General features: G+C 72.9%; 10 protein-coding genes. 1 reads left to right on the forward strand and 9 read right to left on the reverse strand.

Translation table 11 applies throughout. The annotated features are described in order from the left end of the window. Positions 1-3: 3 nt before the first annotated feature. From ACIGJO_RS06570 to ACIGJO_RS06605, 8 genes are all read right to left on the reverse strand, one after another. Positions 4-615, reverse strand: a complete 612-nt coding sequence (locus ACIGJO_RS06570; RefSeq protein WP_399952959.1) for a response regulator — start codon at positions 613-615, stop codon at positions 4-6. Next, positions 612-1796: a sensor histidine kinase gene (locus ACIGJO_RS06575; RefSeq protein ID WP_399952961.1), complete on the reverse strand. Its 1185-nt coding sequence runs from the start codon at positions 1794-1796 to the stop codon at positions 612-614. The genes ACIGJO_RS06570 and ACIGJO_RS06575 overlap by 4 nt, the downstream gene beginning before the upstream one ends. Positions 1797-1801: 5 nt before the next feature. Next, entirely contained in the window at positions 1802-2557 is a 756-nt protein-coding gene (locus ACIGJO_RS06580) for an ABC transporter permease (protein ID WP_399952964.1), read from the reverse strand. Next, a complete protein-coding gene (locus ACIGJO_RS06585) occupies positions 2554-3477 on the reverse strand; it encodes an ABC transporter ATP-binding protein (RefSeq protein ID WP_399952967.1) in 924 nt (307 codons plus the stop codon). The genes ACIGJO_RS06580 and ACIGJO_RS06585 overlap by 4 nt, the downstream gene beginning before the upstream one ends. A 189-nt stretch (positions 3478-3666) precedes the next feature. Next, positions 3667-5733: a hypothetical protein gene (locus tag ACIGJO_RS06590; protein WP_399952970.1), complete on the reverse strand. Its 2067-nt coding sequence runs from the start codon at positions 5731-5733 to the stop codon at positions 3667-3669. Positions 5734-5908: 175 nt separating this feature from the next. After that, positions 5909-6373 carry a DUF6113 family protein gene (locus ACIGJO_RS06595; protein ID WP_399952972.1) on the reverse strand — a complete coding sequence of 155 codons (465 nt, stop codon included), beginning with the start codon at positions 6371-6373 and terminating at the stop codon, positions 5909-5911. A gap of 25 nt (positions 6374-6398) precedes the next feature. Continuing rightward, positions 6399-7346 (reverse strand): N-acetyl-1-D-myo-inositol-2-amino-2-deoxy-alpha-D-glucopyranoside deacetylase, encoded by a 948-nt coding sequence (gene mshB / locus ACIGJO_RS06600; protein WP_399952975.1) that lies wholly within the window; start codon positions 7344-7346, stop codon positions 6399-6401. 128 nt (positions 7347-7474) lie between these two features. After that, a complete protein-coding gene (locus tag ACIGJO_RS06605) occupies positions 7475-7669 on the reverse strand; it encodes a hypothetical protein (protein ID WP_003966517.1) in 195 nt (64 codons plus the stop codon). A gap of 165 nt (positions 7670-7834) precedes the next feature. Here ACIGJO_RS06605 and ACIGJO_RS06610 point away from each other — a divergent pair, with 165 nt between their 5' ends. After that, positions 7835-9961 carry a prolyl oligopeptidase family serine peptidase gene (locus ACIGJO_RS06610; protein WP_399952978.1) on the forward strand — a complete coding sequence of 709 codons (2127 nt, stop codon included), beginning with the start codon at positions 7835-7837 and terminating at the stop codon, positions 9959-9961. Between the two features lie 96 nt (positions 9962-10057). Here the strand turns inward: ACIGJO_RS06610 and ACIGJO_RS06615 are convergent, their stop codons facing one another. Further along, positions 10058-11230: a hypothetical protein gene (locus ACIGJO_RS06615; protein ID WP_399952981.1), complete on the reverse strand. Its 1173-nt coding sequence runs from the start codon at positions 11228-11230 to the stop codon at positions 10058-10060. Between the last annotated feature and the right edge of the window lie 315 nt (positions 11231-11545).

Here is an 11545-nt window from a genome sequence, read left to right on the forward strand (position 1 = left end):
TGGCTACAGCCAGCCCTTCTCGCGGGCGATCCGGACGGCCTCCGCCCGGTTGCGGGCCACCATCTTCTGGATGGCCGTGGAGAGGTAGTTGCGCACGGTCCCCTGCGAGAGGTGCAGCGCGCTCGCGATCTCCGCGTTGGTGGAGCCGTCGGCCGCCGCGCGCAGCACATCACGCTCGCGGTCGGTCAGCGGGCTCGCCCCGTCGGCGAGCGCGGCGGCGGCGAGGGTCGGGTCGATGACCCGCTCCCCGGCCAGCACCTTGCGTACGGCTTCGGCGAGTTGGGCCGCCGGAGCGTCCTTGACCAGGAAGGCGTCGGCGCCCGCCTCCATCGCCCGGCGCAGATAGCCGGGGCGGCCGAAGGTGGTGACGACCACGATCCTGACGCCGGGCAGTTCGCGGCGCAGTTCGGCGGCGGCCTCGATCCCGGTCATCCCGGGCATCTCGATGTCCAGGAGCGCGACATCGACGCGGTGTTCGCGGGCGGCGGCCAGGACCTCGTCGCCGCGGGCGACCTGGGCGGCCACCTCGATGTCGGGTTCCAGGCCGAGAAGGGCCGCGAGGGCCTCGCGGACCATGGACTGGTCCTCTGCGAGGAGAAGCCTGATCATGCTCATTCCGCGGATCCTAGTGCGCCCGGGACCCGGAGGGTCAGGGCGAACCCCCTGCCGCCCGGGGCCGGATCCGTGGACAGGGTGCCGTCGACCGCGGCGAGCCGTTCGGCGATGCCGGTGAGGCCGTTGCCCGCCTTCGTCCCCGAGGGCCCCCGGCCGTCGTCGGCCACGCACAGTTCGAGGACCGGCCCGGCGAGGGTCTGGCGCGGGGTGAGGGTGACCGTGCAGTGGCGGGCGCCGCTGTGGCGTACGACGTTGGTGACGGCCTCCCGCAGCCCCCACGCCAGCACCTCCTCCTGCTTCCCGGGTACGTCCTCGGGAGCCTCCGCCGGGACGGCGGCGGCGATTCCGGCGGCGGCCAGCGCCGTACGGGCTCCGGCCAGTTCGCCGGGGAGCGTGGGGCGGCGGTAGCCCGTCACCGCGCTGCGCACGTCCACCAGGGCCTGACGGCTGACCTGTTCGATGTCCGCGATCTGGGCGGCGGCCCGGTCCGGATGGTCCGGCAGCATCCGGCCCGCCAGCTCGCTCTTGAGCGTGATGAGGGAGAGCGAGTGGCCGAGCAGGTCGTGCAGATCGCGGGCCAGGCGCAGCCGTTCCTCGTTGGCGGCGAGCTGGGCGACCGTCGCACGGGCCTCCCGCAGCTCGATCGTCGTACGGATCATCTGCCGTACGCCGGTCATGGCGAATCCGCCCAGCAGCGCGGGGAAGACGAGCGCCGTGATGACCTCGCGCGGGTGGTCGCCGGTCAGCCCGATGAGCACCAGCACCCCCGTGGTGAGCGGGATCAGCCGGGCGGCGAGCCGCATCGGGAGGGTGGCGCCCGCGGAGACCGCGACGTACACGAACAGCACCAGCCAGGGCGTGCCGAGCGTCAGCGAGAGGGTCACCGCCAGGGCGCCGAGGAACGCGATCGTCGCGAGGACCTTGGTGCGGGCGAGCGCCTTGGAGGTGTGCCGGAAGACCAGGACCAGGTAGGCGGCGACGAAGACGATCAGGCCGAGCGCCCCGAGCGCGCGGGCCCACGCGGTGTGGTCGCCCTTGACCACATCGGTGACGGGCGCGCCCATGAAGGCGAGCCAGATGCCGATCCACAGCAGCTTGATGAAGAACTGCCGGCGGTCCTGGGGCGGGCGGCCCGGTCCCGCGTACGTCTCTTCCGCACCGCTCTCCCCCGCACTGCTCACGCCACTCACGCCTTCAGGGTGTCCTTCCGGTAGAGCCAGGCCGCGCCGCCCGCGAAGAGCAGGAAGTAGCCGCAGAGGACCGCGATGTCCTTGGCGGCCGGTGCGCCGCCCATCTCGACGGACTGGCCGACAGCAGCGTACGCATGGGTGGGCAGCCATACGGAGATGTTCTGGAGCCACTGCGGGAAGGTGGCGGCCGGCATCCACAGCCCGCCGAGGATCGAGAGTCCGAAGTAGAGGATCATCGTGATCGGGCGGACGGCGTCACCGCTGGCGAGATAGCCGATGGCGACCCCCAGCGCGGCGAAGACCAGCGACCCGGCCCAGATGAGACCGGTCAGGGCGAACCACTGCCAGGCGTCGAGGGTGACGTGCCTGACGGACGCGGCGACGAGGAACACCACCACGACGCAGGGCAGCGTGACGATCGCGGCACCGGCGATCTTGGCCAGGACGTAGCCGCTGCCGGGCAGCGGGGTCAGCCGCAGCTGGCGCACCCAGCCCTTCTCGCGCTCCTTGGCGATGCGTTCGCTGTTCCCCATGAGTACGGCGGTCAGCGCGCCGAAGGAGGCCATCGAGACCATGAAGAAGGCCTGCATGCTCAGGTCCGTGCCGGGCACGGTGTCGGTGGTGTTCCGGGTGCCGGAGATCAGCAGGTAGATCACCGACGGATAGATCACCGAGAAGAACATGAACTTCTTGTTCCGCAGGGTGCGGGTCACTTCGAGTCCGATGAGGGCACCCGGGAAGGGACTGGTCATGCGGCTCCGGCCTCCTCTGCCCCGGTGATGGCGACGAAGGCCTGTTCCAGGCCGAGCCCGGCGACTTCGAGGTTGCGGGGGTGGAGCCCGAGGCCGTACACCGCGTGCACGGTCGCGTCGGCGTCGTGCGACTGGATACGGACCCGGCCGCCGGTGATGTCCAGGGCGGTGAGCGAGGGGAGCGAGCGCAGGACCGCCGGGTCCGCGCCGTCCTCCAGCTCGAAGGAGATCCGGCGGGCCCCGGCCCTGGCCTTGATCTCGGCGGCGCTGCCGTCGGCGAGGAGGCGGCCCCTGTGCAGGACGAGGACACGGTCCGCGATCGTGTCGGCCTCTTCGAGGTAGTGGGTGGCGAACAGCACGGTACGGCCCTGGCCCGCCTGTTCGCGCATGGTGGCCCAGAAGGCCTGGCGGGAGGTGACGTCCATGCCGGTGGTCGGCTCGTCGAGGACGATCAGATCGCTCTCCCCGACGGTGGCGAGCGCGAACCGGACGCGCTGTTCCTGGCCGCCGGAGAGCTTGTTGACCATCCGTCCGGCGATCTCCGCGATCCCGGCCCTGGCCAGCACCTCGCCCACCGGATACGGCCTGGGGTGCAGCCCGTGGACGAGGCGGACCAGTTCGCCGACGGTGACGTCCTCCATCAGGCCGCCGCTCTGGAGCATCGCGCCGACCCGTCCCGCGGCGATCGCCTCCTGGGGAGCGGTGCCGAAGAGCCGGACCGTACCGGAGTCGGGGGTGCGCAGTCCGAGGAGCAGATCGAGGGTGGAGGACTTGCCGGCGCCGTTGGGCCCGAGGAGTGCCACGGTCTCGCCGGGGTGCAGGTCCAGCGTGAGCCCGTCGACGGCGGTGACGTCCCCGTACGCCTTGCTGACGCGGTCGAACCGTACGGGAACGGCTCGCGCTTCGGCTGTTGTTGTCATGTGCCCAGCCTCGCCGTCGAAGGGGTACGGGCGGCAGGGCCGGCTGTCGTGGATGCGGGATGACAGATGTCATGCCGGGCCGGTGACGGGGCGTACGACGCCGCCCCCGGCCGGAGGGTTCCGGCCGGGGGCGGGGCGGGTGCGCCGGCGCGTACGCGGGTGCCTGCGCGGGTTCGTACGGGCGGCGGGTCAGCCCTGGCCCGTCAGATCGATCGTGACGGTGCGCTCGGCCGCGGTCTTCCCCGCCAGTGCGGTCTTGATGGCCTGGGCCACGTCGTCCGCGCTGACCTGGTGCTTCTTGCCGTCGCCCTTGACCGCCATGACGCCGTCGAAGACTCCGTCGCACAGGGTGTCGATGGCCTGCTTGTCGTAGTGGTCGACGAGCCGGCCGTCGACCGCCTTCATGGAGAGGATCTTCGGCAGGGACCTCGCCGGGCCGAACAGGATCTCCTTGGGACCGGCCTTGATGAGGATCAGACCGGACATCGCGGGCTTGGCGAACTCCTTCATCGCCCGGTCCAGTTCGGCCTGGGTGATGGTGGGTTCGTGCGTGGCGACGGGCAGTTCGACGACGCCCGCCTTTCCGGTCTGCACCTGGGCCCGGTAGGCGTCCCGTACGGAGATCAGCGACTGGTTGACGTCCAGCGCCTTGCCCGCCTTGCCCGGTACGGCGACGGCCTTGTTCGGCTCGAACTTGACCGTGCCCTCGGTCGCGGAGCCGGAGACGCCCGCCAGGTCGGTCAGCGCGACCCCGAGCTTCTCCTCGTCGACCGGGATCACCGGGTCGGCCGGACGCACGCCGCCGAACAGGGAACCGATCACCGAGACCGGGTTGTAGTCACTGCCCGCGGCGGCACGCACGGTCGCCTGGCTGTCCAGGGTGAGACCGGCCTTCTCCGGGACGAGCGTCTCCTTCTTGCCGTCCACGGACAGCTGGAGGGGAGCCTGGGCACGCTTGCCGAGGGCGGCTTCGAGCTTGCCGACCGCCTCCTCCTTCGTGCCGCCGCCGATGTCGACGCCGAGCACGGTGGTGCCCTTGGGGACCTCGGAGTGGTTCATCACGAGCCCCGCGCCGTACGCGACACCGAGCAGCACGACGGCACCCGCGCCGAGCAGGACCAGCTTGGAGCGGCCCTTCTTCGCGGGCGCGGCCTTCGGGGCCGGGCGGGCGGCGGTTCCGGGCGCCTGGGCGGACACACCGCCGGGCCCGCTGCCCATCGGGCCCGGTCCCGTGCCGTCGGCTCCGGCGGACCTGCTCGGGAACGACGAGCGGGGCTCGCTCGGCACGACGGGGATGCCGCTGGTGAGCGTGTCACCGAAGACATGGCCGCCGGGGCCGGGCTCGGGGGCCGGGGCCTGCGGGGTCAGTATCGCGGTGTCGTCCGACATCCGCGGGGGTACGCCGCCGGGGGCACCGGGCACCATCGGACCGGGCCCGCCGGCGCCCGGACCGCCCGGCCCCGCCGGGACGCCGATGCCGTGGACTTCCCCGAGGCCGGGGGTGAGGAACGAACTGCCGGTGGCCGGACCCGTGGTGGGACCGGACGGGCCCGGGGTGCGTACCCCGGGATGCGGGGTGGCCCCGAGGCCACCGGGAGCCCGGTCGCCGAACTCGTCCAGGGCGCTGCCGCCGGACTGCGGGCCGTCCGAGAAGTACGGCAGGTCGGCATGGGGCGGGGTGGCCCCGGCGCCCGTACCGGCTCCGGCGGCGCTGCCCGCGCCGGTCGCCGGGGCACCGGTGTCACCGCTGCCGCCGGAGGGGGCGGCGAGGCCGGCCACCGAGGTGGTCGTCGGGGTCTTGCGCGGGGCGAACCAGTCGCTGCCGCTCTTCTCCCTGCCCGGCCTGGCGGCGGGCGGCTCGGCGGCGGCGCCGTCCCGCGCCTCCGTGTCCGGCCCGCCGGAGCCCGCGCCGTCCGCCGCGGGCGCGAACCCGGGCGGGAGCGTGCCGGGACGCGCGGTGCTCCCCGTGCGCTCGGACTCGGGGCGGCCACCGGAGGTGTCGCCCTCGCCCATCGGCGTACGCATCACGACCGGCGGGATGGGGCGCGAACCGGGGATGTTGATCCGGATACGCGTCGTCAGCGTCGTCTCGGTCCTGGGTTCCTCGGGCCGGGGCGGGTCCGCAGGGTCCGGGGTCTCGCCCGGACCGTCCTGCGACGGATACTGGCGGGATCCGTACGGCGGCGTACCCGACGGGTACGCGGCTCCGCCGCGCCCCTGGGGCCCGGAGGACGAACTGTCAGTTTCACGACTCAAAGCAGGTTCTCCCGATTGGCTCCGCCGCCCGTACTTCCCCCATGCCGCAGGCCAGGGGACGGCTCGGCGCGCGCACCACCATACTGGCCGCCGCCGAAGGACACTTCGCGACCGGGGGAAACCTCCACCCCCGCATCACACCCGTGAGGGTCGTTCAGGGATAGGACATGGCACCTCACGTACCGGACCGTCCTGTTCCGGTGGCCGGCCGGGGCAGCCTGGAGGTGGTGGCACAGATCACAGCGACGGCCGTCCCGCCGAGCAGGAAGAGCGTCAGGCCGAGTTCGTCCCCGAAGACGTAGTCGCCCTCGGGCCGGCCGCCCAGCAGGACGATGACCGCGACGAGCCAGCCCGCGCCCGGCGCCAGCGCGCCGAGCTGGGTCCCGAACAGGGTCCGGCCGCCGTAGAAGACTCCCGCCGACGCGGCCAGGGCGAGCAGCAGTCCGCCGGGGAACCAGGCCGCCTGGACGAACGATCCGGCCAGCGCGACCAGCGCCCCCAGCACCGCGAGGCCGACGTAGGCGGCGATCCGGGAGGGGTTCAGCGGCGCGGCGAGACCGGTGGGCTGCGGGCTCCTGGGCGGTGCGTTGGTACGCGGCGAACGTGCCTGGGCCCGCGCCTTGTCCTTGCCGTTGCTCATGCCCGCGCCTTGTCCTTGCCGTTGCTCATGCCCGCGCTCCCGGTGCCCGTGCCGCGTCCGGCACGCCGTCCGGTCCGTGCTCCGTGCCGGGCAGCCCCGCGAAGAGGTCCGTCTCCCGGGCCTCCCCTCCGGCCCCCGGAACCCCGTGCACCAGCTCGTAGTACTCCGTCGTGAAGACGGGCTGTCCGAGGCCGTTCGAGAGGGCGAAGAAGGGGCCCTCCACCGCGATCTGGGTGGCATGGGCACGCAGGGCGGCCGTCTTCGCCTCCGCGTACGCCGAGCCGTCGATCTCCGTGGTGATCCGCGCGTCCTCGACCACGCCCGGTACGTCCTCGACGGCGGCGATGCCCGCGAAGGCGTCCGGGGCGGTGGCCCTCAGCCGCTCGAAGCCCGCCGCGGCCACCGGACGGGGCACCCGGTTCCAGTAGATCTTCGCGATCGTGTGGGGTGCGGCGGTGCCGGTGCCGTACGCCGGGTCGGCGGCGAGCTCCGCGGCGCGCATCGCGACCCGGTGCGCCTGGATGTGGTCGGGGTGCCCGTAGCCGCCGTCGGGGTCGTAGGTGACGAGGACCTGGGGGCGGACCTCCCGGATCACCTCGACGAGCGGGGCGGCGGCGTCGTCGACGGCGGTGTCCCAGAACGCGCCGGGCCGGTGGTTCTGCCCGGCGCCCATCATGCCGGAGTCGCGGAACCGCCCCGGGCCGCCGAGGAAGCGGTGATCGGACACGCGCAGCTCCCGCATCGCGGCGGTGAGTTCACCGATGCGGTGGGTCCCCAGCGTGTCGTCCCGGTCGGCGGCGAGGTGGGCGAGTGCGGGCGGGATGACCTCGCCCTCCTCGCCGAGCGTGCACGTCACCAGCGTGACGTGGGCGCCCTCGGCCGCGTACCTGGCCATGGTGGCGCCGTTGTTGATCGACTCGTCGTCGGGGTGCGCGTGCACCAGGAGCAGCCGGCGCGCGGGAAGGTCCTTCATGAGGACCACCCTACGAGCCCGGCCCCGGGTCCGGGGTCCGGCGTCCGGGGCTGGGGCTCAGATACCCGGCATCGACCGGTGCGCGGGCAGAAGCCGAGCGCACACGGTCAGAAGACGGGCGCACACGGTCAGAACTTGATGCTGCCGATCATCCCCGCCACGTTGCTCGTCAGATCGGAGATGGTCGGCGCGATGGACGAACTCGCGATGTAGAACCCCAGCAGCATGCAGACCACCGCGTGTCCGCCCTTCAGTCCGGATTTCCGGATCAGCAGGAAGACGATGATCGCCAGCAGCACTACCGCCGAAATCGAGAGCGCCACGGCGGTTCACCTCCATCAGTACGGTCGGGACGGGCAGCACACGTGGAGCCAGCAGGTTCATACCCACCGAGCGCTACGGATCATAACTATCCGTGCCAAGGCATTGATCGGGGCACGGCAGCACGAGGGGCGCACGAACCCTTCCCCGGGGCTAAGTTCGGAGCCATGACCTCGCAGAAGCTGTCTTTCCCCCGCCAGCACGCACGGACCCAGCGGTTCACTCTCGGCGCACCTCGCGCGTTCACCGTCTCACCGGATGAGACACGGGTGATTTTCCTTCGCTCGTCCTCGGGCACCGACCGGACCAACCGGCTCTGGGTGCTGGACCCGGCGACCGGCGAGGAGCGCCTGGCCGCCGACCCCGAAGCCCTGCTGGGCGGTTCGGCGGAGAAGCTGTCGCCCCAGGAGCGGGCCCGGCGTGAGCGGACCCGGGAGGGGTCGGCGGGCATCGTCGGCTACGCGGTCGACAGCGCCGCCGAGTTGGCGGCGTTCGCCCTCTCCGGAAAGGTGTACGTGGCCGAATTGCGGGCCGGGACGGCACGGGCGCTGCCGGTGCCGGGTCCGGTGATCGACCCGCGGCCCTCCCCCGACGGACGGCACATCGCCTATGTGACGAAGGGTGCGCTGCGGGTCGTGGGCGCGGCGGGCGAGGACGACCGGGCCCTCGCCGAACCGGAGGCCCCGAACGTCACCTACGGCCTCGCGGAGTTCGTCGCGGCCGAGGAGATGCACCGCTTCCGGGGCTTCTGGTGGTCGCCGGAATCGGACCGGCTGCTGGTGGCACGCGCCGACGACAGCCCGGTACAGCGTTGGTGGATCGCCGATCCGGCGCATCCGGACCGCAGGCCCGCCGAGGTCGCCTACCCGGCCGCGGGGACGCCCAACGCCGAGGTGCGGCTCTTCCTGACGGACCTGGACGGGGCCCGTACCGAGGTGGTCTGGGACCGGGCGCACTACCCGTATCTCGCCCAGGTGCACTGGTCGTCGGCGGGCGCTCCGCTGCTGCTGGTGCAGGCCCGGGACCAGCGCGGCCAGCGGTATCTGGCGGTGGACACCGAGAGCGGTGCGACGCGGACCGTGCATGCCGACGAGGACCCGGTGTGGCTTGATCTTTTCCCCGGGGTGCCCGCGTGGGCACCGGACGGGCGGCTCGTCCGGATCGCCGACGAGGGCGGCGCACGGGTGCTCGCGGTGGGCGACCGGCCGCTGACGGGGGCCCAGTTGCACATCCAGGCGGTGCTGGACATCGGTGATTCGGATGTCCTGGTGTCGGCGACGGCGGGCGAGGAGGCGGCCGTCGCGGAGACCGGGCAGAGCCATGTGTACCGGGTCAACGAGCTGGGCGTCGAGCGGATCTCCGAGGGCGAGGGGGTGCATTCGGCGGTCCGGTCCGGTGCGCTGACGGTGCTGGTCTCGGCGTCGCCGGAGCGGCCGGGGGCCGACGTACAGGTGCTGCGGGACGGCAAGCGGATCGCCCGGGTCGCGAACTTTGCCCAGGAACCGGTGCTGTCCGCCCGGGTGACCCTCACCGAGGGGGGCGCACGGCGGATTCCGTGCGCCGTGCTGCTTCCCACGGACTATAAGGAGTCGGACGGTCCGCTTCCGGTTCTGATGGATCCGTACGGCGGGCCGCACGGCCGCCGGGTGGTCGCCGCGCACAACGCGCATCTGACGTCCCAGTGGTTCGCCGACCAGGGGTTCGCGGTGGTCGTCGCGGACGGCCGGGGCGCACCGGGCCGTTCGCCGGGCTGGGAGAAGGCGGTCCGGGACGACTTCGTGCTCACCCTCGACGACCAGATCGAGGCACTGCACGCGCTCGCCGGGCGCTTTCCGCTGGATCTGTCCCGCGTCGCGATCCGCGGCTGGTCGTTCGGCGGCTATCTGGCGGGGCTCGCGGTGCTGCGGCGCCCGGACGTCTTCCACGCGGCGGTCGTGGGCGCTCCGGTCACCGACTGGCGGCTGTACGACACCCACTACACGGAGCGCTATCTCGGTGACCCCGCCGAGCAGCCCGAGGTGTACGCGCGCAACGCCCTGATGACGGACGACGGGCTGTCCGAACCCGCCGACGAGATGCGGCCGATGATGATCGTGCACGGTCTGGCGGACGACAACGTGGTGGTCGCCCACGCCCTGCGGCTGTCCTCGGCGCTGCTCGCCGCGGGCCGGCCGCACGAGGTGCTGCCGCTGAGCGGGGTGACGCACATGACCCCGCAGGAGCAGGTGGCGGAGAACCTGCTGCTGCTCCAGGTGGACTTCCTCAAGCGGTCCCTGGGCCTGAAGGCCGTCTGAGCCACGCACGGCCGGACAGCCCCGCCCGGCCGGCCCTCTCCGCGCCGCAGGGCCTTCTCCGGGCCTCCGGGCGCCTCGGGGCTCCCGGAGGCCCCGTCACCAGCCGGGCGGCGGGGAGGAGGGCGGCGGCGGGCCGTAGCCGGGCGGACCGGCGGGCGGGGTGCCCGGCGCGGCGGCGGGAGGTCCGCCCTGCGGGTAGCCGTAACCGGGCGCCTGGCCGGGAACGGGCGGGTAGCCGTATCCCGGACCCGGCCCGGCCGGCGGCGCGTATCCCGGTCCGTACCCCGGTCCGGCTCCCTGACCGGGCGTGGCGCCGGGGCCCCAGCCCTGGCCCCAGCCGCCGGGGCCCTGGTTCCCGCCGGGGACCTGCTCGACGCCGCCGCGGGCCAGGGCCATCAGCGTCACCGCCCCGGCGAGGACCGAGAAGAACATGGTCAGCATGTTCAGCTGGAGCTCGGTCCCCATACCGTCGAAGTTGTCCAGCATGTCGTGGTGGACCGTGCGGGCGACGCCCAGGGCGCCCGAGGAGAGCACGAACCCGCCTGCGATCAGGCCCAGCGGCCGGGTGTGGACCGCCTGGACGAGGGCGCTGAAGGCGGCGACCAGACAGAGCAGGGCGACGGACACACTGCTCCAGCCGGGCGGCGCGTCGGTCAGCGCGACCCGGATCCGCTCCCCTCCGGTGTACCAGTCGGGGTAGACGGAGGACGGCAGGGTGAACGCCTGCCGGATCTCCCACGCGAGGTAGACCGCCCCCGTGGCACCCAGCACCAGGAAGGCGAGGACCGAGGCACCCCGGCCGGGCCGGGCGGGCCGCTGCCCGCCGGTCTCGTCCGAGGGGCGGCGGCCCGCCGCACCGGTGATGATCAGCGCGAGCGCGGCCGCCAGGGCCACGAAGGTGCCGATCATCGCGCGGGTGCGCAGCTCGTCCGCGTAGGAACCGTCCATCCAGGAGGCGCCGATGATCCAGATGCCGGGGAGCCGTACGACCAGGGTGACCACCCCGGTGGCGACCAGCACCGAGGCCGCGACGGAGGACCGCAGCGCGGCGACGGCGGCCAGCACATGGACCACGAGCAGCACCGCGCCGTCCTGCGAGGTCGCGGGCACTCCCTTCGGCCGGGAGTCCATATAGCCGGCCCAGTACTCCCACAGCTCGGCCGGTCCGCCGAGGGCCCGCAGGTCCCGCACTATCCAGCCCGCCGCGATCAGCGCGAGCACCGCGCACAGCACGGCACCGGTGATTCTTGCTCCCCGTGTCAATGTCACACCGGCGATACTCCACTGCCCCGTGACGATGGACAAGGGGCTCCGGAGGGAATCGGCCCTGGATACGGGAACGGGCAGCCGGCCGGGGCGACATGACGACCCCCCGGCCGGTTCACGGCACCCGCACGGCCGTACGCCGTTCATCGTCGGGCGTTCGTATATCGGTGCGGCGACGGCCGAGTTGCCTCCGTGTCAACGAAGTCGGTGCTCATTCATCACCGTATGCCGCCCGGCTCCGCATTCCGGTTCGGAATCGGTCAGGAATCGGTCCGGGAATCCGGCGGCGGGATATTCACCCGGCGGCTCCCCGTAATC

This window comes from Streptomyces sp. NPDC079020 (assembly GCF_044542225.1).
In the GTDB taxonomy this organism is placed as follows: Bacteria; Actinomycetota; Actinomycetes; order Streptomycetales; family Streptomycetaceae; genus Streptomyces.